A 26,182-nucleotide genomic window follows, 5' to 3' on the forward strand; every position below is an offset into this window, starting at 1 on the left:
TCCCTATGTAAAATTCTTAACGAGACTAATTGAAATGATGGATGATGAAAAATTAACAGTAAGTAAAACTATCCACTGGGCAATAAAATGCGGTTGGAAAGTCGTAGCTGCAGTTCGAGGAATGGCATTTACTCAAGATAAAGACATTAATTTTTATATCGACGTTATCGCTGAAAGTCCAGACCAAAAAGAAAAATATGATATTGGTTTTTGGCCCGGTATAAATAAGGATTACCGCATTACAGAGAATGATTTGGCAGAGATTAAATGGTTGCATCCAGCAATTAAAATTGAACGTAATGTTACTACTCCGAGTGACAGGTCAAATTTGATTAACGTAACTAATAGGCAATGAAACAACTTGTTGTTCTGGATAGCTGCCACAATAGAAGTAGTAGCTATTTGTATCTTTTGCCGTTGGTATAAGTACGTTCCCAGAGTGAATGTCACAACAAACTCTTTCACCATTATCTAACGTCGTTATCGTCTGATATTTTGGTGATATAGGTGTGACATGAATACAGCTATATTGACCGGTTCTATCTTTTCTTGGTTTTAAATAAGTTGTGGCATCTACCATTTTCCATGTGTTGTACTGTAATGGCATTAAAAACATGGGAGTGAAAGACGTGTCCTTTGTCATAACTGCCACTTTGAAGTTATCAATGAAATTACGAGTTCCATTTGTTAGCCCTAGAGCTAATAATGCCCCAAAAAACACACACTGAAACACTTTGAATAGCCCCATTTGTAAAAACCTCTAGAATAAATCATCAAGATCTTCAGGCTTTAATTTTTTCTTAGGGCTGATAACTTTTTTATGGATGACTGTTGTTAACTTACTAGAATTAGTATGCCCATTACTACGTTCCACTACATGATGTTTATTTGTTAATGGAGATGCTATCAGTGTGGTTGAGGTCAAACTTACTGATAATATAATAGTTACAATTAGTATGTTCTTCATGGTTATCTCAAATTATATGAATTTTTTAGTCGATAAAACTCTTCCAATACACTCAATCCAGAGAGCTGAGAGCTTTTCCGTAAGTTTTTTATAAAAGTTATTGGATCGGTTTTAATTTGTAATGATAATGTAACAATTAAATCTAATTCATATTGCGAGATCCCCTCTTCAATGATAAGTTGCTGCATTACTTGTGTTACCTATTGTTTAGTTACATATAAAAATTGAAACCGAACCTTACTATGTGAGTCGCAATACAAACGGAACTAACCAATATCACCAAGCTAACAAGACCAATAACATATGGGTCTAAAGTAAAAAAAGAGGATTTTTCCGCTTTTGATACCCGCAGGCCGGGCACTAAGTTAATTGTCCATACTGCTACTTCGTCAACCTCAAACACATTTGATTGATGCTGTGCCAGCAATGGTTGAATTTCATCTATAAATGAAAATTTAAAATCATTACTATTGACGCTTACTACTATTACATTGATAAAATTATCAATTCGACACAGGACGCAATTAAAAGTTCTAATTTCACCGTTTGGCATCTTTATATCTAAATTTGCATGACCAGTATTTTTTAACTCCATAACTTCGACGTCACTCATGAAGCAAATCATACTCCCAACAAAGTGCGTTCCATCATAGATAGGAAATGAGGCCGTTATATTACTTTTTATGTTAATCACGATAGCGCCGAAAAAAAATAAACATTAAGTAAATCATAACCAGTATTCCTAAGGTAGAAGTCCCTACGGTTAATGCACCCAAGATCATATCTATAGCTTGATCAACCCTAACATCAAGGATTGAAGATGTAGGCATTATTGCTACGAGTAATAATTCAGCGCACCCATTTAGACATGCAATGCTTGTTATAACTATCGCAATTAAAATCCGTCCTCCCCATGCGCTGTCACCTTTTACTGTCACTCTATATGCCTACAGTTGGTCTCATTAAGCTATAAATATAAGATAATATTGGCATGTCTTTAAATGGACTATCAATATAATGATATGATTTACAACAACTTTCTTTAAGTATTAATACAAAAACATCATGATTACATGATGAGTAAGAGATAAATAACGCAGCAAAAAAAAATGCAATAGAAATACAACAAGAAATTTTCAGGGGTGCACTTATCGTATTGATATACATTTTCTATCTACCCCAACCCTTTCCAACAGTACATTTTGAATTTGCAAGATGTATGATAAGTTGCGACAGGGTTTTAATCAATAAATAGAGGGTACAAAATGACACCATGGTTGCGTTTATTAACAGCTATTACACAAAAAGTGAATATTCATGGAATTACAGTGGATGAGTTTCGTTTGGCAGCTACAATTTGGGAAATGAAACGTTCAGTACATCACACTGAAGCAATGTCCATTTTGTTTCAAAATAACCTTGAATCATCACCAGAAGATGATAATCGGGATGCCTTTATTGATAGCGTGAGTAACCTTATCGATAAAGGTTTTTTGGCTTGGGAAGGAGATGACCTACAACTGGCATTCACAGGTGAGATGTTTATTATCGAAATCTATCAAATAGCCCAATCGGAGCTAACAAAGCGACTTTTCGACCCTGAATTACAATAAACTAAAAAATCGTAGCCCAAATACGGTAGATGCTCATAGTGAACGGGCATCTACCAAAAATTAAAAATCAATAAACAAGTAATGCTCTACGGTTTCTAGTTCTGGCTTCGTTAGTATGCGCAGAATCGGCTGGATGCGTTTCACCATAGCTCTCACAGGTTAATTGCACCTTTCTAACGCCTAGCTTTACTAACTTTTTACACACGTTATCAGCTCGACGCTGCCCCAAATCATAATTGTAATCAACGCTCCCTTTTTCGTCAGTAAAACCCACTACCAATAGACGACTTGCTAAATTTTGCTTTAAATAAGTCGCATTTTTTTTAAGCATGTCATTAAATGACGTTCTTACCTTATCTCGACTAAACTGGAAATATACAGTCTTATTGATTGGCTGGTGGGCAAGAATAGGTTCGATATCATCGTCAACAGCATCCACAATAGCCATAGCTACCTGAGTTTCCCTTGTTATAGAGTGGGATTTCTCATTTACATCCTCTTTCCATGAGTTACGTAGTTGTTCTGCCTTATTTGAAGTAAGAACGTTTACAGATTCATGTTTGATGCTTACATAAGGAGTGACCATCAAATTTGATTGTTGAGAACTACACCCAGTAATAACTGATACTAGAACTGCTCCAAGTAATAGTTTATTTTTCATGTACAATTAACCTTAAATCAATTAGTTATAATTAAGAATTATTTAAAATGCATCTTAATAGGGATTATATGGCACGATATTTTTTGAAAAACATACAGCATTGTATGTTTGCATGTTTTTTTTATAGTCCATATAATGCGCGAAAATTCAAATACTCTCACTGTTTAATTAAAATTGTTAATGACAATAATTGTAACATTTTTTAGATAGACGAATTAATGCGCGAAATTTTAATATTGCAAGAAATGAGAAATGTGTTTCCTATAATGCGGTATAGATCCATTGGTGTAGAGATTTATTGCGTATATAATCCATCTAATAAGAAATGGAATGCATACATTATGTCTAAGCAATCTAAAATTGAGCAAAACTTAAAACATCTAAAATACCAACTAGACAGAGAGATAAATAATTTAACCTCCCTACTAAGAACATTGGATGTTATAGACAGTAAGGTTTATCTACTTCCAGAAATAAAAGATGCCGATACTCATAAAGATATTAAAAAGATTAGCGTGTCATTAGTGTCTGATTATAAAGCTTTTAATTTGGCTCTACAGTCTTTTTCAACTTTTGAAAAAGGTCTCGGGGATTCAGGTAAAAGAGCTTTTAGGTTACCGGGGTATTTGGTTGTAAATGGAAGTGCTATTCAAAAAGAAAACCTATACGAAAACATAACTAGGATAAACAAGTTAAAAGATGATTTTAAAAAACAGGTTCAGGGCTATAGTAAAAATTCTAATAAGAAATACAATCTAGTTCATAGTCTGTTTAATAATCTGATGACTGTGCAAGTATACAGGCATATTCCATTGGTTACGGAAAATGTCGAATATATAAATTTTAGTTGGACAAATAAGCACATTACATATAAAACATCTATACAAGAAATTTTAAACTTGTTAGATAGACACAGAAAAAAAACACCAAAGAGAAGTAATTCTGAAGATTGGAATCGAATTATTGACAACGAAATTTCTATTATTAATGAATTACCAAAGGATACGACGTTAAGATTTAAACGAGTAAGTAAGCCTATTACTAGAGTTGATGTAGTCCCATATAAGAAAAACAAACAAATTATATCAAATATACCATTAATTCTTTTTCAAACAGAAAAGCCCGTTGTTAGTAATCTTCAAGACTATCTAAGTGCACAAAGGCGAAGTTTCCGCGAAGATACTACAATCTATGGGATACCTGTCATTAAAAGATTGCATTTATATAAGAAACATATCAAACGAGTAACTAACTTAAAGTAAATACTCTAATCTAACTTGGAAAATAAAAAATGACAATTTCATCAATCAAAAGCGATATCAAAGAAGCAGTAGAAATTAAAACTACTAACAATATGGTCCCAAAAGCTGAAGCTATGCAATATGCATCAGATAATAATATTAAAAGTATGAGAGCTTGGTTCGCCTTTCATAACCTCCGTAACGGTGGTAGCTTTCGTCCACAAAATATCCCTGGAGATCCATCTAAATTCTACGGTAAGACTGGTGAATGGCAAGGTTGGCCAGAGTTTTTAGGTACTGAACAAAAACCAACAAAAACTCTCACGGCTGAATTTGTTGACTTAGAATCATGTAAAGAGTGGTTTTTAGCTAACAAGATTTCTAGTGTCTTAATGTTTAGGACGTTCTGTAAAGTTAAACAACGTCCATCATCTATTCCTGCAGCTCCAGACAAGGTTTATGGTGTTAAATTTTCAGAATTATTAGCCCCAAAGAAAGAACGATACCTATCTTTTGAAAAATCCAAAGAAAAAATAGCACCAATGGGTTTTAAAAATTACTTAGAGTTTCGTCAAGGACGTCGAGATAATATGGATATATTGCATGATGTACCATGTAATCCAGATAATATCTATTCAGACTCATGGGTTAATTGGGCTGATTTCTTGGGTAAGTAATCAATTATATATAAGAAAAGTAAGTGTATATATTAAAAAAAATTTAATGAATAAATAAAAGATGTTGCATAATTAATAGTTATGCTTAATGTTGATTATAGGTAATGTCAGGCTAAATCAATTCCCTTTTTGAGGGGTATGAGATGCATTATTCAATAGGGAGTATTAAACATTACTTCTCTGTTGAATAATGTCTACTTTTTAATTCGATATATTTAATTCATGTATATGTACTATAAATGAATTAAATATATCAATATTCCCTTTTTCATATTAAAAGTTATTCATTCATAATAATGCATATGAATATATAGCTCTATCTTAGATTTATCCCATTGCAAAATGACTATTTAAAAAGTGATAACCCTTTGTTTTGCTTTTATTGGTATATTTTTCTTGGGGTTAAACCCCTTTGGCTTTTCCGCTCTAATGCTGTAAGAACCATTAGGGTAGTAGAGGTTATAATAAAGAATATCCCAGTTATGATTCTCAGGGCTATGAACACTCTGTGGATGCATTTTTTCATTATACCCTTTTATATCACCCGCTAGCGCATACGTTACAAATGGTTTCTTTTGAGCTCCATAATACAACTCTTGCACCAATACTATGCCTCTGAGTGGTGTAATACGCGGATCGTCTTCGTTTGTGAACTTAAGATTAATACCACCGATAAGCGTCCCCGCCTCGTAACCATTAGCATAATACTCCGTTGGACTTAACTCACTAGGTAAGTTGGTAAGAACACAATTATCAGCAGGCTTGTAAATGAGGCTATCTAATGCAGATGCGTATACTCCCATGGATTTATCCATCAGATTATAACTCGTATCATTTAAACCATTACCCTTTGAGGTTATTTTTAAAACAATTGCCGTATCTGTCATACGATTAATACCAATTGATCGGATTTTATATCCAGATTTGGCAGCTTCCATTGCTAGCATGTTCAATTTTTTGAATTCTTTCTTCTGCTCATTAGTTAAAGGTTCTTGCATCCCTGAATACAGCAGTTTAGCTCTTGTGTAATCGTCATACTCTTCTCGGATCTGCCATAGAGGTTTATGGCTCACTAATTGTTTCGTTTCATTATAATTATCGTTAATCATGAATGTTTGAGTTTGGTCATCACCACCAGCATCAATAAGTGCTGCTAACTTCATATAAGCAGTTGCTTTCTTTGTTTCAGAAAGATCACCTTTCATATTCTTAATTTCATGATCCGCCAACCGCTGAACTTGCTCTTTTAAAGCTGCATTTAGCGTTACTTGTTCTACGTATTTTTTAATTTCAGATAAATCATAAACTGCAGTTACATCGACTAAAGCACAACCATACGTACTTTCTGGGCAACTTTTAATGCGTTTATTTGTGACCTCTTTATGAATAACAAATGGTGTGGCAGATATGAGTAACTGTTTTTCATTCTCAGTGATATTGGATGTAAAGATCCCTGCATTCTCTTTGATGCTGTCTCCCAATGTGTTTATCGCAACTTTTGTAGCTAACTCATAGCCATTTACTGGGGAATCATTTTCAGTTAGTGGATAACTTCCCGTTAAGGATGCAGACAAAGCAAATGCATTTGTACTACCAAGCATAAGGGCAACTAAAACCGTCTTTTTGAAATTTATCATATGTCATCTCGTTTTAATTATTTACGATACCCATTAATGATATCGGTATTATTGATATGCGCTAGTGGCATTTTATCGTAAGTAACAAACATCAATAATATTTAATTAATAAAAAACCAGTCCGAAGACTGGCTTTTAGTTACGAAAGAACAATTACTGCTTTAGAAATGACCTTTTGTATCCTGATTAATTGTTGATACAGCATCAGGTCTTCCATCTTTTTGAATCAACGTGTGCATATGGCCGCTCTCACTTTTTAATGCGATAGCCGCGCTTGACTCTCCTTGATGTCTACCTTCGATTGAAAACGTATCGTCACCAATTTGAACTTTATTACCATCACTTTTCATAATCGCGTCAAACGAGCCTGTTGGTACGCTCAAATTTCCATTGTTGTCAGTAAATGACGCAACCTTCATAGGTGTGTCTTTGGTTGCTTCTCGCTCAACTCCACCAGCTCTATAATTGTCAACTTGTGACTCTGGACGACCTATTGCATTATCAAGAGGCATACTCTTCCATGCAGTATTTTGATCCCGAGCCACTGTCTCATCGCCTAAAGTGGTGCTTGTTGGCTTGACTAATTCACTTTCCGCACCAACCAATTCAGCCATACCCTTTTGGGCATTATTTTTTTGTTCAGAGCTTGCCATTGGGTTGTCAATTACCGACTGTAATGCCTCTTTATATTTCCCTATATTTTCAACGTTATGTTGTTCGCCTTTCCCTGTGGTATTAAACATCCTTTCGGCACTACTCGAAACGCTGTCTATTATATTGTCCAAAGCGTTACTGTCTTCTTTTGACCTGTTCTCAGCGCCGTACGTGTTGGTGGAAAAGCCAAAGCTCCCCCCTTTATTAACAACATCACTGAACCGCTCACGAGTGGTTACATCTAATCCTGAATCTGCTGCCGCTGTATTCGTAACAGCAATTTGTTGCAATTTAGCATCATCCTTAGGACGGTAATCTTTGAACCCATTTGAATACGATGGTGCTTGGCCTTTAAATCCAGGTGTAGTTGATGAAGATCTACTACTTACCCCATTTTCTTTACGTTCGCTTGCCGCAGAGTTAATTTCTTCCGCGTTTGGTTGTCCCTTGTTGGCATTTATTACATTGCTTGCTGAATCAGCAACATTGTTGAGAGCGGCACCAGTTTTTACCTCGCTAGAATTGCCGCTATCTGTATACGCGGTTGGGTTTTCACTAATAACCTTAGCCATCGCTACATATCGAGCAGCTTCGGCTTTATCTTCTTTAGTCGCATTAGCCCCATACCCTCTAGCAATTTTATCGTTAACCTCGGTTTGACGGTTTGGGTCTTTCATCGCAGCTAATGCTTCAGGATCGTTTAGCTGTGATAATATTTTCTGATCACCTTGGGATTGTTTTGGGTCATCAGCAACAAAATTACCAGCCTTCATCCCCATATCCCCCATAAAGTCATAAACTTTACCTATATCTTTTTGTGCTTTTCTCATTTTAACGTCATTGTCACCCATCCCATCATTTACGGTCTTTACAACCGCATCGCCATTTCCACTCAGTTTATTAGCAGCTTTTCCTTGAGCCGTATCATTTGCCTGATGCTGGTGGTCTTGATCAACGGCTTTATCGTTGGCGATGGCTTGGCTTCTAATGCCACCAGTATTATTAGCCGTAATATTAACACCGGTACCCATATCTTTTGGTTTAGCAAAATCAGTAGGTGATGATGATGGTGTACCAATCGCTTGTTTTTTCTCATTAAGCGATTCATTAGTAATACCGCTACGCGAACCAACGTCCCCCATCAATCCCTGAGCCGCTCCGTTACCCATGTCTCTGAATTGATTTGCAGCTTCATCAAGATTCTTCAGACCACCGCCAGTTGCAGCGTTTAGTTCTGATAGCATATTTCCTTTGGCATAGTTTGCGAATACAGCCCCTAATGATCCATTGAGCATATTTCTATCTAGACCATCAAATACACGTTGAGCATAACGAACTTCAGCATTCTTACGCTCATTCATGTTTTTACTATTTACACCACTAATACCCGATTGAGATAAATCAGTTGCAGCCTGTTGAGCTGTTTTCAACGATTGAACTGTCTCAGGTGATGCTCCTGAGTTTGTAAGAGCCGTTTGAAGAGCCTTCGTTTTATTGTCATCAGATAAGCCAGTGATCGCTTGCGTATTCACGTCGTATTGACCACCAGCGGCACTAACCGCTTGAGCCAATTCTTTATCATGCCCAGTCTGATGAAGCGTTGCTGCAGCAGCATTATTAAGTGCATTACTTTCCATAGTGCCATTTGCAACTTTAGAACCAAAATCAGACCGATCATTTAATGCACTAGCAAAGTTAAAGGCTAACGAGCTACCAATTCCTTTCGCAACATTATTCATTGATTGTGTTGTCTGAACCAAGCTTTGAGCTTCAGAATACGCATTGGATGCCATTTTGGTGTTGCTTTCTGAAGAACCCCAAGCCTTAGTTTTTCCTATCTGCTGGTTATGGCTTATTTTTGAAAGATCGGAGCTCATACTATTCATAATCTTATCGTGGCTTGCTTGCCAATTACTTGATGTAGATTGACGAGCTGCTGCTACTTTGCTTAATCCTGAGTCAAGAGCTGCACGTATCCCACCCGTAAGTTTCAAGCCTACAGCACCACCGAAAGCACCACTAAGTTTACCCCCCCCTTTGGCTTTTAAGCCTGTATCTTTGATTGGCTTGCCGTCTTTATCCAATTCTGGTTGTTGAGAATTACTAAAGTCAAATCCACCACCAAGAGCTGCCGCCACTTCACTTTTAGCCTCTGCACCAAAGTCACCATGAAGCGCCATGGCCATTAAGGATGATTGTTGACGTGTTAAACCGAATTCATTTGAAATAGCTTTACCAACCGTAGCGCGAGATGCGGTACTTGCAGCCATTGATGATGTTATGTCTCGTCCTTTTGCCTCGGTATCCATAGCAGATAAAACGTCACTATGCATTTTTTGATTGGCAGTGGACATTTGACGAGTTGCTGTAGATAGCCTTTGAGTCGCACCCGCAACGGCATCTGAACTGGCATTTGTAGCTGCATTACTCATGTTATAGGATTTGACACCTAACTGTGCTGGTTGATTGAGGTCGTCATGAGTTAATGACGTACTGTTAGTGACACCATTAAAACTCGAAGTTAGTCCAGCCGAAGATGATTTACCATAATTAGCAGGACTCGCTACTTTAGGAGAACCAACGGCTGCTGCTTCACCACCACCACCACTAGACGCACTGTTAGCAAGGTTGATTGCAGTATGCACTGAACCATACATAATCATTAGTGATAATGCTGGCACCATTGTTTGCAATGTAGAACCCATAGCAATGAATGATTGAAGGTCCGTAAATGTGGTATTAACGCCAGCCCATGACATAACCCCAATGTGCGTATCCTTATTAGTCATTTCGTTAAGGTATGTTTGTAAATACAGGTTAACGCCAACTTGTAACACTGGCCATGTATTCACCCATACTAACAACAAGATGTACTTTGCAATCATACCAATACCTTTACTACCAAAAGCAGCAACAAACGGCATGATTGGACCTAACAAGTAGATTAACGCCTCAAGATAAGTCATTAACGGTACAGCCATTTCAGACCATAGAGTAAATTGAGTTGCTGAGGAAAAGTGTCGAGAGTCCATAGCCTCAAATTCGGCTTGAGAAGCAAGGCGACCAGATAGATCACTATATTGATTTTTGATCTTAGCTTGGTAATACATGTATTTAAGCATCTGATTAGATTTCATTTGCCATGCTTTTACACCCTGATCCGTAATCATAGCTAAGCCTCTTTCGGCATTCTTGATGTTTGGATCCATTCTGAGATTTCGAGTTTCTATATAGTCTTTAGATGTATCGTTAAAAGCATCCTCCATTGCGCCGTTTAGTTTTTTATAGGCATCACCACATCCCATAACTTCAAAGCCATGACCAAAAACTAGATTTACTGATGTTGTCCATCCGTTATAGTTCATGCCCATATATTTCCACGCGTCATTAGATATACGAGCTTGAGCCATATTAACTTCTTGAACGCGAGAACCGTTGTACTCATCCTTTAATACGCAATCTTGCATGTAGTTCAAAAGTGATTGTCGAAGATCTGGTTCGCTTTGAGCGTTAACTAAACCATGACTTGCTCGGTAATGCGTAGTTGCTGTTGGGTCACCAGTGATCCTCATATTCATTAATGCACGTAAAGGTTCTAATCCGTTACCAACAATAGAATAATTACGTGTTGATGGATCATCATCGAGCATTGATGAGATAGTGGATGATGTGTACTCCCCTGGTAAAACTGCAGTTTGGTAAAAGTCACGCAATGAGGTAGCTAATTCATAGCCAAGTCTAGTCGTTATCGATGCAGACAGAGCAATGCCAAGCGGAATATTAGGTATTGGGGTTACATCTGTTTGATTGTTGCTAAACAACGTTATCGTAGTTGTATTACAGAACATAAAATAAACGAAGAGCAAACTCGTGAAGAACTCTTTGAATTCTATCTTTCCGGGATTCCAGACGCTTTTAGCGAATATAAACAACAAACTTATAAGTAACCCAATTTTCCCTAACGTGTAAGGCATGGATGTTTCATACATGTGCGACAGGCCGAGCATAACGACCTTTATGTAAGCCGGATCACCGACCGAATATATATTAAATAACATAGTTATACCTGCGGCATAGTCATCGCTTTTTCTTCCAAAAAGGAGGTCAAGCTGGTCATTACGTTCATTTTGTCTAAATCGGCAATATTCTTATCCCTGAAAATTTTATACTGCTCTTTAAGCCGACGTTGCCCATCCTCAAGCAATTTAATTGCATCTTCTGAGGCTTGAGGCGTACCCATTGACGCGGCTTTAATGTCAACCAACATTTGGTCTATACCCTCAATGATGACGTTGATCCCATCTTGCGCCGTAGTTCTAGCAACAATATCAGCGTACTGTGCTTGAGCTGTTGGGTTATGTGATAGTTTAAATAGCGTTGTCATAACTGGGACAGGAACGCTTTCGATGAACGTTTGTTGGGTACTGTTAAGTTTGAGCTTATGACTAATTTTATCTGCAATACCTAAATCCCCCGGACCTGAACCAAGCAATAATTTTTTAGCCAGAGGATAAGTGCCAACCCAATTTGCTTTTATGGTTCCTTCATTATTTTTAAACTTTAGACAATCGGTTGAACTAGGGACGCACTCTAATAATTTTAATGGTGTACTACCATCGGCATAAACCAACTCATTTATATTTTTAATCGTTGGGGGTATAGTCACAACATTTGGGGATTTAGCATTGGCTGCGATATTTTTGGCATCAACGATACGAACTCCTACAAGTGACATAATTAACTCTTTAACTTCTGAATCGTTTTTAAATCCAACAAACCGCCAGTTTTTTATTTTTGCGGCATCGAATAAGTTAAAAATAAGATTACCAGTCATACCTCTATCATTTGGTTTTGAAGATCCGTCTGGTTGTCTTACCGAGTTATCACTTAACATGTCTAAGAAAGAGCCCTCTTGAGGGAGTAACTGATCAGCCCAAGACGTGTGATTTGATGCCCATCCTTCGATACCTGCAGCGTCACGAATGTTCTTTGAAATATTTTGTGAAAATGGTTGTTCCATTAGAACTTTTGAGACGTCTTGACATGATGCTTTTGCCAATCTGTTCATATCACTTACAAGTTTACTGACCCCTTGCATGATTTGTGCGCACGAAGGACAAATTGATTGTATAGCTAAATTGAATGCATAAACGGCTGCTCCACTTGCAACATTTCTGGCAACTTGCACTAACTCTTCTCGCTTAATTAACGAAAAACTTCCACCAAACATATCAAGTCCACCACAACCGACGTTCATGCTTGGCGGGGTAAATTGAATTAACTCAGGTTCATGCAAATGAAAGCGAAGGCTCGTCATACCAAACGCATATCCATTACGTTTTTGCGTTTCGAATGAGTGTCCCGGTGCGCTTACTGTCGTCATTTGAGAGAATACGTCCTCAAGGAAATTATCCGCGTAAGCTGTTGATGTTGTTGTAATTGTAATACAACAAGCCAACCCAATACTTATGGCAGAATTTTTTATTTTTAGTCTTTTCATTTAGCATCTCCACCAAAAGCCAACTCTCCACGTTCCTTCCCTGAGTAACGTTCTTCAAATTGTTTTTTCAGTTGTTTAGATAAATATTTAGGGTCGTTGTAAATTTTATTCTCATCTAAAGTGATTGGTTTATTCGGATCTTTAACTAATTCAATCTCACGAACATGCTGTGCCTTTTGATAATCTACTTGCGATATCCATTTTTGTTGTTTTCCTATAACTATGATGCGATTAGCTAACTCATCAAAAGAAGTCAGACCCGCAGCAACATTTATCATCTTACTGCCATCTTTGGTGACTAAGTACATGGTCGGATAAACCATAACGTGAAGCTTTTGGGTTAATTTTCCGTAGGTATCAGTAACGAAATAATCTTTCCACGGATTCCCAGGGATCATCTTTCCATCAACCGAAATAGGCAAAACCTGCAATCCTGTTTGCTGCTGTAGTTTGTACAGAATTGGAGCTTGCTGGTGGCAATATTGACAAGTTGATTTGAAGAAAAAGAAAATACCCACCTTTTTTGATATTTCTTTTAGTGCTTGGTAACTTGCCGTACGACGCTGATCACCATATTGAATCAATGCGTTCTGATGCCCCGGTCTACGTAATTCCTCATTTAGAGTCGGATCTAGTTTTGATACCTCCATTGAAACGGATGAAAACTTAGATGCCTTATCAAGCATTAATCGCTGAGCGTACATATATCGCTGAACGTTCTCATACGTTGGATAGTCAATAGCTTCATCTCTTAATCGAGGGATGTTATCTCGTAGCCACTTAACGGTGATCTGAACGTTTTTCGTAGTTGGCTTACTATTATTTTCGATAACGACATCTTTTTTGGGTTTTGGCTTTTTAGGTTTTGGCTTTGGTGCTGGTTTTTGTTCGGGTTCATACCAAAACCACCCCTGATCCTTTTTGTTATAAAACGAGTCACCATGACCGTAGGTGTTAGCTGTTGCCGTTATTGCATTACAAGTAGCCATACAAGCAATGACGGCTAATAAAACAGGTTTAATCTTCATTATTTTCGCATACTGTAATCGTGAATAATTCGAATAAGCACCTTTAATTTGGCACCATTACCATGAATTTAATGCACCGTTATTCGGAATTAATCGAAAGGTAGAAATTTCTTTTCTTTATAGTTTGCCTTACTACCACCCATACAAAATGGACACGTTTTATAGTTGTATGTATAGGCATCATTATATATATGGTTCAATCCACACTTATCGCATCGGGCCGTAATAATTTCACCGTTAAATAAGGCAACAAACATCGAATGAATACGGTTAATGTCTGCTAATTCATTGTTGAAATTGATCTTGTAAAGACGAGCTACGGCAATTAATTCATCTAGATTTACTGCTCGGTGGAAATCAATATTTTCTGGCGAACAATTGCAGTAATAATAATAAATTATATTGGCGTGTAATCTTCGGTTGCGACCAGCCGACACCCACGAAGCTCCACTCCTAAACTTAGCCTTTTTTAGTTGAAGAGATGCTTCCATTGCACAGTCAATTCTAAACAGCATTGTCAGTAATTTTTTTGTCGCACCGAGATCGGCCATTTCGTAAATCTGACAAATACGTTTTATATGACGAGTACGTTTACCGTAGATCAACACTTTCCTGTTCATTAATTACCAGCATTTTTATTCCGCACCACTTTCGTATTCAAAGCTAATAAATGCTGAGCAGTAATAGCAACATTACTCACTCGGCTACCATTACTATCATTCTCATCAATTGCATTAAACAAATCGATAATTGAATGAGTAGTCTTCCCATTATTACCTTTGACCCCATTAAAATTCAGCATTGGTGGTAATTGAACAAATATTGCCTCTATTACATGGATAGGAGTAGAGCTTAGCCGTAATGCTTCTTCCTTACTCAGTCTGCACATGCAAGCTACTGATATATGGTCTATTAACGCCATTTCCCTCAAGGCTAACACGTAGGTCGTTTGCGCTATCTGTAGAGCCCTGTAACTTTCATAATTTATAAACTCAATTTCCATAGTTTGAACAATAAATATTAAAAACGTAAGAGTTATTCAATGTTACTAGATTTACATCTTGATTCAATGATTTTAATTGTAAGGCAATGACATTAAAATCCTCTCTTTAGTAATGCAACTACGAAAAAATCATTACAAACCTATTTTTTATAGTTATAGTTTACTTACGCTATCAAAAACCAACGTTAGCGACGAATAAGCAGTAAAACAAACCGATTATTGGAGATGTTAAATGGGTCAAGATGTAACCTTGGGCTCAAATGAAGAATATTATGGCACCCCCTCAGTGATAGTGGATGCATTAAACACTCTTAGTAATGAGTACGAAAATATTATCTTTGAAATGGAAGGCATTGTTGATCATTACTGGATCGCTTGGCGGCAAAAAAATAATGAATTAAAAGCAATGCGTATGCGTTCGACAACAAGTGTTTATGTTGAGGGCTCAATTGCCCCACATATTGTAATGCGCCATGGGAAAGCCTACGCCGAGTGGCAGATTTTTAATCCAGGTCGAACAGGTAAGAAGAGTCGGCGTTGGGGAAAGCGTATTAACCCTAAACGCAATAAGGTAACTAAAACAGTCTTTTATCGAGATGAGCAATTTCAGAATATAGCTAAAGATTGGGAGTTTGAACTGATTTTAAAGGCAGAATCCCAATTATCGCCCTTGAGATATAGCGCAGAGTACATCTACAAGGCAAGAAGTGACATACAACAATTATTAAAATCTATAGTAAGAAAAGGGGATAATAAATGACCACTCAAGTAGGTAGTGAATCTAAAACACGTAAACCTCGTACGCGTAATAAAAATAGCGAACCTAAACAAGAAAAAGGTAAAGGTAATAGTGAACCCGTCCGTAAACCATTCATCTTTGAACAAACTCGTAAGGCTTTACCATACGATATATTAGCTAAATCGAATACTGTTCTCGATTATCTAAACCGCAATGGTGGTCGTGCCGTCGGAGCATTTCAGCGTATTGCTGCACTGAATCAGCTAACACAACGTAACAATGATATTCGCACTCGTTTAACTGAATGGTTGAATTGCCGATTAACATTGTCTCAAGAAGAAGTTGCTGCATTTGAAGCTAAAGCCATCTCGTTTAAAGCTGATGTTGTTATCGAGCCTATTAGTGTTGTTGTGCCTGAGACGTTCACTTATCGAATTGATGTAACTCACCCAATTTTTTGGCGTTTTATCGGCATTTTTGAGGCTGTTGACCGTAACATCGCGGAATTTGAAAACATGTGGATCGCTGGCCTTATCGATGATGAGTCAATGATACAGTCTCGCAATGATAGTTTGACAATTATTACTGATTTAGTGGCTAGCATTTATCAAATAACTAATGCCTCTCGTGATCGAGAAGGTGGTTTATATGATACGAATGATTACAAAGCGATCATGACGGCTCTTTCTGCTAAATCAGTTATGGATAAGTAATAAAATGGGGCTAAAGCAGATCATTCATCATCTATTGGTTGGGGCTGCTGGTTGGTTAGCCCCAAAGCGACAAGATAAAGATATTGAGGTCGATCAGTATATTGATGACCTCATTAAATACCCGCCCACAACAAAAGGCGTACCACTTTTATCACTGAATAAAATTGCAGCATCGCAATCTGAATTAATATCATTAACGCTACGTGACTCGGGATTAAACGATCCGTTCCATGGTAATGACCACGACGCCGTAATAGCTTACAACCAAGGAAAAAGTCAGCATAAAATTGGTGCTGCTTTGGACCTGAACTTCGATACTTTATATCGTCAAGTATTTCTAAATTACATTAGTTACATACATTTATTGCCCGCCTCGGAAGCTCATCATCATTCTGACGTTGGTGGTTTAGTTCGTCATAGCTTAGAGGTGGCTCTTAATAGCCTACGGCAGTCATACCAACAAATATTACCGGCTGTTGGGCAAGTGGATGAAGAACAATACCGAAAACCTCGATGGCAATATGCTGCATGGATTGTTGGGCTATTGCATGATGCAGGTAAAATATTGTTTGATATGCATGTTTATGACATAGCAACAGGTGTTGAATGGAACCCATACCTTTCTGATATTTATCAATGGGGTAATGAACATAATGTTGAGCGATACCGTGTTACATGGAGAGCTGAGCATCGTCATAAAAAGCATGAAAATTTAAGTATTCAGATTATTGACTGGGTTTTAACGCCTGAGGCTAAATCGTTTTTAATGGACAATTCAGATGAGTTAGCCATTGAAATGAACCATGCTCTTACTGACTATCATACACAAGATGGATATCTTCAAATTTGCTTACGTAAGGCAGATTCCGCTAGTACAGATAAAGATATAAAAACTCAATGGCATGATTTAATTGGTAAGCGTCGTTATCCACTTGAAGGCGTTATTGTAAGTGCTATGCGCCGCCTCCGAGACTCATGGCGACTAAATGAAGTTAACGGCAATATTTGGATCATAGGGGGCGAAGTTTACCTTACCTACCCTCGTTCTATACAAGCAATTATAAGTAAGTTACAGCAAGAAAATACGGATGTACCCGCAGAGGTTAGTCGTGTTCTGGAAATCCTTGAAAACCGAAATTTAGTTAAACGATTAGAACCTGAGACATCAGTATCTTACTTTACGCCATCGATTCATATCGAAGGTTTTTCTCAACCCGAACGTGTAGTTAAATTAGCTTGGCCAAGTTTATTGTTTGAGGGATTACCTATCCCCAATAGTATCCCTGGTTTATTACGCCTAAATAATAGAGGGAAATCTATTGAATTCACGTTAGAAGGTGCTGTAGTTGAACATTTAGAACAAGACGAACAAATACAATCAGTTGATTCCAATGATCAGAATGCAGTAAGCGAAAAACAGCAAACTAGCAATGATCAGAATGCGGTAAGCGAAAAACAGCAAACTAGCAATGATAAACCTAAACCTGATGTTAGTGAGACTCAATCACCTAGTGAGTTCGTTGATATAAATACGGGGAAAGTAATAACGGCAGTTGATCCGCTTATGAATCAATTGAGTGATATCATTCCGGGGTTACAAAAAATGCCACCTCGTCCAACTGGTAACCATGGAATTAAATTCCACAATCAAGAATCTGAGGCGAAGCAAGCCCCTGAGCCACCGAAGACAAAACAATCTCCTGTGCCATCCAAGGCGAAGCAAGCCCCTGAGCCACCGAAGACAAAACAATCTCCTGTGCCATCCAAGGCGAAGCAAGCCCCTGAGCCACCGAAGACAAAACAATCTCCTGTGCCATCTGTAAATCAAGATGCAGGAAATAAATCTCATAATACAAAGCCTAAAGCCAAGATAAATCCGGCGATAACTAACAATGAAAAACAAAGTAAAGCTTCTAATAATCAAGCAGCAAAAGTTGATGTTTGTGTTCTGAGTAACGGTCTCATTAGTCGAAAACGAAACACCAATATAGATAAAGAGCCCAAAGATACAGTTGAAACTAATTGGCTTAACAAGCAACCAGATCCAAATGATTTATCAGCCGTCTTTTTAACAGCTTTAGTTAATAAAATTACCGATAAACAATTGTTAATAGAAAACAACGATAATATTTATCTCTTTAAAGGGTACTTGATAGTTACGACTAAATGCATTGAAGAATTAGGGATAAGCATTCGTGATATTTCTAGTGTTTTACGAAAAAAAACAATGCTTTTAAGTGATATTGATAAGCCGAATATTGCCGTTCATAACTTTACTGTATGTGACAAACAGCAAAAATGTATAGTTCTTAGTTGCCATATTACGCGCTGTATTATGATGGATGTTAATCAGCATATCGAGCATATCAAATACCCAATAACCATTCTCCCTGCCCCTCTTCGTAAACCTTATGGTATGGATATTAAAAAATTAACAAGTAAGCAAAAACAAAATGATCAAGTTGAAAACGTTGAAAACGTTGAAAAAGTGGTTTCGAGTTCTCCAGAGACACCACCCGCAGCGTTAATTATTGATGACGTCACCCCAGAACTACCTATTAAATCTAAAGGAGAAAAACGACAACTACCTGATAATACTGATTTCAGTCCTGTAAGTAATATAAGCAAGTTAAACAATATTAAGCCTGATTCTAATCTTGCTGCATTTATTAAATGGCTTAATGAAAGTTGGTCACCTGATTGCCCGTTTATGCAATATACCAATGGTTCTATTTCACTCGATTTCGACATGGCACGTAAAGAGTTTCGCTCTCAATTAAAAATAGGTATTAGAGTCAAAGATATCGACTGTTTACGACACGAAAGCGTGCAACTAATTAGTAAAACAACCCCAACAATAAAGAAAGAATTTTGGGTATTAAAACAAGGTGTGATAACTCATGAATAAACGGCACCATAATTTTTGGATGGAAAATCTTTTTCGCCCAGTATTCGAATTAAACCTTGCGGTGATATGGATTAGTGGCGGGATATTTACTCTTTTAGCTGGAGTAACTTCAACCATGGAAGCTGATGCACGTTTACCTATGTTGGTTGGCTTCAGTATGATTATCGTTGGAATAATCCGTATAAAACAGGGCGTTCCATTAATGAAGCGCCAATACGCCTTGTTTGTTAATTACTTTTATAAAATTAAAGGTGCTAAATTTCGCAAAAAGAATATCGCTCACAAGGATACAGCCTTTTTGGGACGAGGGTACGAATGGGGCCCTGAAATCGCTCAACGGGCTTACCAAGTAATGAATATGTCAACCAAATACACTGACGTTAAATTACCATTTATTTTGAAGCCACTGGCGATGCAATTTAAAGAGACTACCAGAAAATTAGGCGGAAAACCGTGGATCCATGGCCTTGGTGATGAAGAAGAAATTGATGCTAGTGAGTCAATATTTCATGCCCATACCGTTATATTTGGTAACCCGGGCACAGGTAAAACAACACTGTTGTCAATGTTAAGTCGCGGTGCTATGCATCGAGATAATGTAATCATTATCGTTGACCCTAAAAATGATAATGACTGGCGTAGTCGAGTGCAAGCTGAAGCTGAAGTTATGGGTGTACCTTTTCATTTCTTTCACCCATCACATCCATCACAGAGTTGCCGAATTGACCCCTTAAATTCATATTCACGATCCACTGAATTAGCATCACGTATCGCGTCATTATTGCCAGGGGAATCAGATAGCGATCCCTTCGTCCAATTCGCTTGGAACTGTATATACGAAATTATAGAGGCGATGCTTTATATTGAAGAAAAACCTCAACTTACGTCAATTGGTCATTATTTAATGATCGGTAAAAACCGTCTTGCAGAGAAATGCCTACATAAGTATTTCAAGTCAACTATTGGTGAAAACTGGCTGCAGCAAAAAGGCAAAGAAATGGCGGGATTGGCAAATGGTGATTTGTTTAATGGCATGATCGCTTACTACTTCAACGTAAGCGACTCATCGCTACATGTAAAAGCTCTTAGCGATATGTTGAATATGGTTATGCACGATGCTGCTCACATGAGCAAGATGTTGTCTTCAACTGCCCCGTTATTTGCCCAATTAACATCTAAACCACTTGATGATTTGCTATCACCGACTTTGCACATGGATGAACGGGATGAATTGAGCCCTATTGTAGATATTGACCGCTTAGTACATACCGGTGGTGTACTTTATGTTGCACTAGATAGTTTATCAGACCAAATGGTAGCAAGTTCGATCGGCAAGCTTATCTGTGCTGATGTGTGTGCGGCATCAGCTCGACGGTATAATTTTGAAAAAGGTGAAGGTAAACGCGTAAGTATATTTATAGATGAAGCGCACGCGGTCATAAATGAACCGATACTCAATATGTTAGCAGTAGCTAGGGGCGCAAAATTTGAGCTTTATGTGAGTTCTCAAACATTGCCCGATTATATAGCCAAAACATCTGAAGCTCAGGCTCGACGTATCCTCGGCTTAGCTTCAAACCTATTTTGTTTGAGAGTTAATGACAATATTACACAAGAATACGCTACGGAAAACTTCGGTGAAGGTAATATTAAAAGCGTTGGATATTCGCTTAATAGTGGTACGTCAACGACAGGTGCCCTTGGTGAGTTTAGCGGGGGATTAAAGGAACAGTTATCAGAGTCGAGAGAAAAACTTTTCCCTGCAACATTACTTGGTGATCTACCTAATTTGCAATATATCGCACGTCTAGCTGATGGCCGCAAAATGAAGGGTCGTATTCCATTTATTATTGATAAAGCAGCGTAATCACAATGGCTGAGAAAATTCCAAAAAAAGAATATACGTTCCTACAGAAATTTATTTTAATGATTTCTGCAGCATCCATCGCGTATTTGGTCTTTATAATGCAACCGCAAGAATATAGAGAAACACTTCAGAGTGAGATTAACTCATTCAGAACCGTTGCAGGCTCATTAGAAAGCAAAACTGTACTTTCTCGCGCTTACAACATGTACAAGTGGGCTTTTATTCAAACAAATATCATCCCTGAAATGGAAAAAATAGTTACCCCAACGAGTTATGTTGGCCAAAATTATTGGCAAGAACCCGTTATTCGTATTGTGGAAAATATAAAGCTACTGTTTTATCAATCTTGCTACCGAATATCTGTTTTTATCTCATGGTTCATCTTGGGTGTACCCGTAATGTTTGCGTTAGGTGCTGATGGTTTCTATAAGCGAAAAATGAAGCAGTATGAATTTGGGGTTGCAAGTGCCAACTTATTCCGTATATGGGTACGTACTGGTTTCTTCACATTCTTTATTATTGATATTTACTTCATATTCCCCGCCGCTGGTATTTTTGGCGTAATTTTGCCACCAGCAATGTTCCTTATACTAGGGTTCGCAATACGATATGCGCTAAGTAACGTTAGCAAAGTATTCTAACCACTACTTACTGTTAGCTATACTGAACAACCACCGATTAATAGTCGGTGGGTTAGTGTAATGTACTAAAGTGCGGAAACGGGGCGAAAGCCCCGTCATTGTTCAATTTTTAACTTATCGTCAATTTTTGGCTCAAAATGATGCTCAAGATATTGCTCGATCATTTCATCGGTAATGTTTCCCGACGATGCGCAAAAATACCCTCTAGCCCAAAAATGACGACCCCAGTACCGCTTTTTGATGTGAGGGAACGACTCGAACAGCTTCGAAGACGTCCGCCCTTTGATTCTCCTCATTATCTCACTTGGAGCCATGTTTGGCGGAGAGGATAGCAATAGATGCACATGATCTTTGCTCACCACGCCACTGATGATTTCAATGTCAAAAGCGGCGCACGTTTGCCGAATTAGCTCTCTAACTTTTAATGCTACATCTCCCGTTAATATCTGGTATCTGTATTTTGTCACAAACACAAAATGGTAATGGACGCTGTAGACACTGTGACTACCATAACGATAACTCATGCAGTTTCGTTGTAGTGTCGCGCTATTTCGAGCAGTGCTAATCTGTTTTTACGATTGTTTGTAACACCTGTTTTTTGAGAGGCTTTTTCAATTGCAGCGAGGACTATTGCAGCGTCCTCGCTTGACAAAAAACACCCAAAAACTTGAACCTTATCTTTTCTGTAATCTGTAGCCATGTTAAAAAAATCCCAAATTAGCTTAAAGCGTGAGTATCAAATACATAAACAACTTGCGCATCATAGATAACAATCTCACCAACATCATTACCCTCATAACCATCAAAGCCACCGATGATTACTACTTGATTTGACTCTGTATCGTAATCCTTTGCTGTTGCCATTGCTTTTTCAAAGCAACCGATCTCCCATCCATCCCACTCTAAATCAACCCCAGACGTCCCCTCTAACTGCTCGTCTGTTGTTTCGCCATCAACCCAGACGTAAGAAGCATCAATATCATCACCAATACTAACGATAACTCCATTAGTCATCACGCGGATTGCATATTTGTTAAACCCAGCATTTTCTAATGTTTCGTTCAGTAATTCGATGTTCATAATTGCGATTCCTAATTCGTTTCGATGTAGCTATAACATCAAAAGCTCATGAGCTTTTAAAGAATATTTGAGATAAATCTAATCGCATAAATGAGATGGTTTTAACCTAGATTGAGACAATAAATAGCTAACAGTAAACATTAACCTCGCAAGAATAATTGCGTTATTGCTACCAAAAAACCCCCCAATTCCTTAATTATTATTTAATTAAATAGTGCATCATTGCTTCGTAGGTTCGGCATACGAACACAACCATTTTAAAAATAAGGTTTTATGAAGATGAACACATTAACAATGAAAAACGCTAACACTTTCCATGTGTCTACTACACAAGTTTTAATTATGCTTGCTGTAGTTGTTGCTACAATTGCTTTAATCGTTGGCTTTGATGCTTGGGCTGCAACTGCTACTGAGGGTGTTGCATCTCAGTTTGAGGAAATGTGGGAAGACGTACAAGCTATCGCAACTGGCGCACCTGGTAAGATCCTAATGCTTATCATGGTTATGGGTGTTGTGTTTTTCTCAACAGTTAAGCCTAACCTTGTTGGTTTTGCTGGTTGTGTGATCGCAGTTCTTGTATTAGCTAACGCAAGTAAAATCATCAACGGTTCTCTAACAGCTTCAGTATTCGATGCTGTACCTCAAGCATTACACACTGCAACTACTGTTTTACCTGTAATTGGTATGTAAATAAAACTTTTGTCAGTACATTACAACTATATGTATTGACTAAACCTCTTACACTATTGAAAATTGGCGTTGTTATTTAACAACGCCAATTTTGTGTGTGTAATTTATGGAACTAAGAAAAGATCAACAATATCTAGCTTTACGTGTTAACGATCCACAAATGGTAATTTTTTGGGACGTTGATGAAGTAAGACCGATAATAATCAGTATGGCGCTAGGTGTGCCTTTTGACTTACTTAACTATTCAATGCCTTTAGGTATTCTTGTTTTCGTTTTATCTCGACGATTAAAACAACGATATGCTAAAGGCATTATTAATCATCTTTTATGGTGGCATGGAATATTACCCCTAAAAGAAACCCCTTCGATGCCAGATCCATTAATCAGAGAGCTTTTTAGGTAATCAAATGTTTTCGAAATCAAAATCAATTAAATCGTGGAGCCAAAGCGTTTCACACGCGGGAATAATGAACCAAATCGCACTAGCTTTAACTGTTGCTGTGATTGTTTTAATTTTCATGGTGATGAGTAAGAAAGAAACGGTCATTGTCGTCCCTCCAACGTTTAATGAAGAAATTACTTTTGTTGGTAATCAGGCATCTGAGGCATATAAAACTGGTTGGGGATTATTTACAGCGAACTTAGCCGGTAACATCAGCGAGCGTAACCAAGCTTTTGTTGTGGATACCTTACGAAAAATGTTTCGTGCTAAGGACGCTGATAATTTCGAACATCAATTACAAGCACAAGTTGATGCGCTAAAGGTTCGTGGTGTTCGTGAAAGTTTTACGTCTCTTGACCTTATCTATAATTCTGATGTTGATTTAGTTTGGGTATATGGCGATAAAAAAACAGTGTCAACACGAACTGGAGCCTCGACGACTCAAAAATGGACTTATGAAATCCGCATTACAGCTAGTAATGGTATGCCTAAAATTGACCATTTCAGTCAATATTCAGGTGCTCCTGAAACACGCTCTCGAGTAAAAGCGATCAAGGAAGCTAATGCTGATAAAGCAGAAAGACAAGAAGGTGAACAATTAAAACCTGACGATTTAGATGTGCCTTTACCAGACGACAGCATCAAGGATAATAAATAATGTTAATAAATACCCGAACCAAAAAACTCGTATTACTTGTGTCGGCTGCGTTGGCTTCTCATACCGTTATAGCCGCAATCAATACTTCCGATATTCCAATCGAACCAATAAATAGTGGTCGTATAGCTCTGTCTCAAAACGCTCAACCGACACAAGACGAACTATTAAAATCACAGGGTGGAGGTAAAATTTCATCACTAATTAACAGTAGTATTTATAATTCAATAGACAAAGCAACAGAATCCGAAGATAAAGCGATAGAGCCCACAGGGACTATCGGAATGCCAGTACCATCTGTATCCCCAGTGTCCCCTATTAATACTCCTGACATTTATACGAGTAATAACACGCCGAAACCATTCAGTGATCAGAATGCTGCAATTGATAATGCCCTAACTGAACGTGCTAGACAGAATATTGATGCTAAATCGGTACGTACGGGGAATATTGTTTCAAAAACTGGTAGCGATATTTTAAAACCGGTAGATATGAGTCAATTTGCCACGCAACAAGAACCACAATTACAAATGCCACCAGCATCGGGCGTAACAAAGGTTAATGGTACACCTTCAGGTATTAATCCTGCAGATTATGGTCTTGGTGTGCCAGTACCGCAAGTGCATGGCCGAGATCCAATTAAAGACGAGTTAAAACGTAAGTATGACTCACATCAAACTATTCGCATTAAACCTGGTGATGGTGAGTTGGCACCTGTTGCTGTTGGTTTGCAAAACCAGATTTCAACACCGTTTAAAAATGTATCAATTAAAACATCATCTATGGATGTACCTATTGAAGTAAAAGACGGATACATTTTTATTACTCCAATGGACCAATCTCCAATAGGTTTGTTTGTTGGAGAAAAAGGGTTACCTGAAACAAATGTTTCTTTAACTCTAATGCCGTTGGATGTTCCACCAACAATGATTGAAGTAAAAGTACCAATGTCTCGTGCGTTACAAGTTAAATATAAGAATTTCGTCAATGAGCGAGAGGAAAAAGAAGCTATTGCAAAGCATATACGAGAAATGAAAGAGGCTCCCGCTAACCAGTTTGATCCAAGGGTTAATTCTAGTTACGTAAAACGAGCAACGTCATTACTTGCAGCTGTTGCCAAAGGCGATATCCCTAATGGTTATGCCTTTAGTACAGATATTCCACGAGATCAGATGTTCCCATGTGATATTAACAAATTGGGTATGTATCACCGTGTAATGCAACGATTAGAAAGTAGCCAAGAAATTGTTGATATCGTAAAAGTTACAAATGACATTAATAATTTCCGACAAATGAGGGAAGAATACTGTCTTCGTGATGATGTTATTGCCGTTGGCGTTTTTGATAAAGCTACTTTAGCACCTGGTCAATCAACGGAAGTGTATATTCTTCGTGATAAAGCATACCTAGATAAAATTAAGCGACAACGTGTGCGCCCTAGCCTTTTAGATAGTAAGGAGGCATAA

26 protein-coding genes are annotated in these 26,182 nt (G+C 37.8%); 13 read left to right on the plus strand and 13 right to left on the minus strand.

What is annotated here, in order from left to right:
* The first annotated feature begins 34 nt into the window (after positions 1-34).
* A complete protein-coding gene (locus CIK00_RS03080; protein WP_101767467.1) occupies positions 35-355 on the plus strand; it encodes a hypothetical protein in 321 nt (106 codons plus the stop codon).
* On the opposite strand, the gene CIK00_RS03085 is transcribed toward CIK00_RS03080, so the two are convergent.
* The 3 genes from CIK00_RS03085 to CIK00_RS03095 all read right to left on the minus strand — a co-directional run bounded on the left by CIK00_RS03085 (position 323) and on the right by CIK00_RS03095 (position 1,580).
* Positions 323-748, minus strand: coding sequence for a hypothetical protein (locus CIK00_RS03085; protein WP_101767468.1), 426 nt, complete (start codon positions 746-748; stop codon positions 323-325). The two genes, CIK00_RS03080 and CIK00_RS03085, sit on opposite strands and share 33 nt — an antisense overlap.
* A 12-nt stretch (positions 749-760) precedes the next feature.
* Positions 761-967, minus strand: a complete 207-nt coding sequence (locus CIK00_RS03090; protein WP_101767469.1) for a hypothetical protein — start codon at positions 965-967, stop codon at positions 761-763.
* Positions 968-1,178: 211 nt separating this feature from the next.
* Positions 1,179-1,580, minus strand: a complete 402-nt coding sequence (locus tag CIK00_RS03095; RefSeq protein WP_144043137.1) for a hypothetical protein — start codon at positions 1,578-1,580, stop codon at positions 1,179-1,181.
* Between the two features lie 652 nt (positions 1,581-2,232).
* Here CIK00_RS03095 and CIK00_RS03105 point away from each other — a divergent pair.
* On the plus strand, positions 2,233-2,580 hold the full coding sequence (locus tag CIK00_RS03105; RefSeq protein ID WP_101767472.1) for a hypothetical protein: 348 nt from the start codon (positions 2,233-2,235) through the stop codon (positions 2,578-2,580).
* Between the two features lie 67 nt (positions 2,581-2,647).
* Here CIK00_RS03105 and CIK00_RS03110 read toward each other — a convergent pair whose 3' ends face one another.
* Positions 2,648-3,241, minus strand: coding sequence for an OmpA family protein (locus CIK00_RS03110; protein WP_101767473.1), 594 nt, complete (start codon positions 3,239-3,241; stop codon positions 2,648-2,650).
* A gap of 341 nt (positions 3,242-3,582) precedes the next feature.
* On the opposite strand from CIK00_RS03110, the gene CIK00_RS03115 reads away from it, so the two are divergent.
* Together CIK00_RS03115 and CIK00_RS03120 are read left to right on the plus strand one after the other, a co-directional pair.
* Positions 3,583-4,503: a DNA replication terminus site-binding protein gene (locus CIK00_RS03115; RefSeq protein WP_167388499.1), complete on the plus strand. Its 921-nt coding sequence runs from the start codon at positions 3,583-3,585 to the stop codon at positions 4,501-4,503.
* Between the two features lie 29 nt (positions 4,504-4,532).
* Complete coding sequence (locus CIK00_RS03120) at positions 4,533-5,159, plus strand: hypothetical protein (RefSeq protein WP_101767475.1); 627 nt, start codon at positions 4,533-4,535, stop codon at positions 5,157-5,159.
* 350 nt (positions 5,160-5,509) lie between these two features.
* Here the strand turns inward: CIK00_RS03120 and CIK00_RS03125 are convergent, their stop codons facing one another.
* The 6 genes from CIK00_RS03125 to CIK00_RS03150 all read right to left on the minus strand — a co-directional run bounded on the left by CIK00_RS03125 (position 5,510) and on the right by CIK00_RS03150 (position 14,867).
* Positions 5,510-6,796, minus strand: a complete 1,287-nt coding sequence (locus CIK00_RS03125) for a hypothetical protein (protein ID WP_101767476.1) — start codon at positions 6,794-6,796, stop codon at positions 5,510-5,512.
* A gap of 161 nt (positions 6,797-6,957) precedes the next feature.
* Positions 6,958-11,508, minus strand: coding sequence for a conjugal transfer protein TraG N-terminal domain-containing protein (locus CIK00_RS03130; RefSeq protein ID WP_101767477.1), 4,551 nt, complete (start codon positions 11,506-11,508; stop codon positions 6,958-6,960).
* Positions 11,509-11,510: 2 nt separating this feature from the next.
* Positions 11,511-12,950, minus strand: coding sequence for a conjugal transfer protein TraH (locus CIK00_RS03135; protein WP_101767478.1), 1,440 nt, complete (start codon positions 12,948-12,950; stop codon positions 11,511-11,513).
* A complete protein-coding gene (gene traF / locus CIK00_RS03140) occupies positions 12,947-13,978 on the minus strand; it encodes a conjugal transfer protein TraF (protein ID WP_101767479.1) in 1,032 nt (343 codons plus the stop codon). The genes CIK00_RS03135 and traF overlap by 4 nt, the downstream gene beginning before the upstream one ends.
* An 89-nt stretch (positions 13,979-14,067) precedes the next feature.
* Positions 14,068-14,598, minus strand: coding sequence for a hypothetical protein (locus CIK00_RS03145; protein ID WP_101767480.1), 531 nt, complete (start codon positions 14,596-14,598; stop codon positions 14,068-14,070).
* Complete coding sequence (locus CIK00_RS03150; protein WP_144043138.1) at positions 14,598-14,867, minus strand: hypothetical protein; 270 nt, start codon at positions 14,865-14,867, stop codon at positions 14,598-14,600. Before CIK00_RS03150 ends, CIK00_RS03145 begins: the two co-directional genes overlap by 1 nt.
* Positions 14,868-15,213: 346 nt before the next feature.
* On the opposite strand from CIK00_RS03150, the gene mobI reads away from it, so the two are divergent.
* Genes mobI through CIK00_RS03175 form a run of 5 tightly spaced genes read left to right on the plus strand, consistent with a single transcriptional unit; the run spans position 15,214 to position 21,849 of the window.
* Positions 15,214-15,741: a conjugative transfer protein MobI(A/C) gene (gene mobI / locus CIK00_RS03155; protein WP_101767482.1), complete on the plus strand. Its 528-nt coding sequence runs from the start codon at positions 15,214-15,216 to the stop codon at positions 15,739-15,741.
* Positions 15,738-16,433 (plus strand): hypothetical protein, encoded by a 696-nt coding sequence (locus CIK00_RS03160; RefSeq protein ID WP_101767483.1) that lies wholly within the window; start codon positions 15,738-15,740, stop codon positions 16,431-16,433. The genes mobI and CIK00_RS03160 overlap by 4 nt, the downstream gene beginning before the upstream one ends.
* Positions 16,434-16,437: 4 nt before the next feature.
* Complete coding sequence (mobH, locus tag CIK00_RS03165) at positions 16,438-19,341, plus strand: MobH family relaxase (protein WP_101767484.1); 2,904 nt, start codon at positions 16,438-16,440, stop codon at positions 19,339-19,341.
* Entirely contained in the window at positions 19,334-21,208 is a 1,875-nt protein-coding gene (traD, locus tag CIK00_RS03170; protein WP_101767485.1) for a conjugative transfer system coupling protein TraD, read from the plus strand. Before mobH ends, traD begins: the two co-directional genes overlap by 8 nt.
* A gap of 5 nt (positions 21,209-21,213) precedes the next feature.
* Entirely contained in the window at positions 21,214-21,849 is a 636-nt protein-coding gene (locus CIK00_RS03175; RefSeq protein WP_101767486.1) for a DUF4400 domain-containing protein, read from the plus strand.
* A gap of 95 nt (positions 21,850-21,944) precedes the next feature.
* Here the strand turns inward: CIK00_RS03175 and tnpA are convergent, their stop codons facing one another.
* The 3 genes from tnpA to CIK00_RS03190 are packed head-to-tail and all read right to left on the minus strand — an operon-like array spanning position 21,945 to position 22,929.
* Entirely contained in the window at positions 21,945-22,373 is a 429-nt protein-coding gene (gene tnpA / locus CIK00_RS03180) for an IS200/IS605 family transposase (RefSeq protein ID WP_101767487.1), read from the minus strand.
* Positions 22,370-22,549: a hypothetical protein gene (locus tag CIK00_RS03185; RefSeq protein ID WP_101767488.1), complete on the minus strand. Its 180-nt coding sequence runs from the start codon at positions 22,547-22,549 to the stop codon at positions 22,370-22,372. Before CIK00_RS03185 ends, tnpA begins: the two co-directional genes overlap by 4 nt.
* A gap of 17 nt (positions 22,550-22,566) precedes the next feature.
* Positions 22,567-22,929 (minus strand): hypothetical protein, encoded by a 363-nt coding sequence (locus CIK00_RS03190; RefSeq protein WP_101767489.1) that lies wholly within the window; start codon positions 22,927-22,929, stop codon positions 22,567-22,569.
* A gap of 279 nt (positions 22,930-23,208) precedes the next feature.
* Here CIK00_RS03190 and CIK00_RS03195 point away from each other — a divergent pair, with 279 nt between their 5' ends.
* The 4 genes from CIK00_RS03195 to CIK00_RS03210 all read left to right on the plus strand — a co-directional run bounded on the left by CIK00_RS03195 (position 23,209) and on the right by CIK00_RS03210 (position 26,182).
* Complete coding sequence (locus CIK00_RS03195) at positions 23,209-23,619, plus strand: hypothetical protein (RefSeq protein ID WP_101767490.1); 411 nt, start codon at positions 23,209-23,211, stop codon at positions 23,617-23,619.
* A gap of 106 nt (positions 23,620-23,725) precedes the next feature.
* On the plus strand, positions 23,726-24,022 hold the full coding sequence (gene traL, locus CIK00_RS03200) for a type IV conjugative transfer system protein TraL (RefSeq protein WP_101767491.1): 297 nt from the start codon (positions 23,726-23,728) through the stop codon (positions 24,020-24,022).
* 4 nt (positions 24,023-24,026) lie between these two features.
* Positions 24,027-24,719, plus strand: coding sequence for a TraE/TraK family type IV conjugative transfer system protein (locus tag CIK00_RS03205; RefSeq protein WP_101767492.1), 693 nt, complete (start codon positions 24,027-24,029; stop codon positions 24,717-24,719).
* On the plus strand, positions 24,719-26,182 hold the full coding sequence (locus CIK00_RS03210) for a type-F conjugative transfer system secretin TraK (RefSeq protein WP_101767493.1): 1,464 nt from the start codon (positions 24,719-24,721) through the stop codon (positions 26,180-26,182). The genes CIK00_RS03205 and CIK00_RS03210 overlap by 1 nt, the downstream gene beginning before the upstream one ends.

It is taken from the genome of Photobacterium carnosum (genome assembly GCF_002849605.1).
GTDB classification, from domain to species: Bacteria; Pseudomonadota; Gammaproteobacteria; order Enterobacterales; family Vibrionaceae; genus Photobacterium; species Photobacterium carnosum.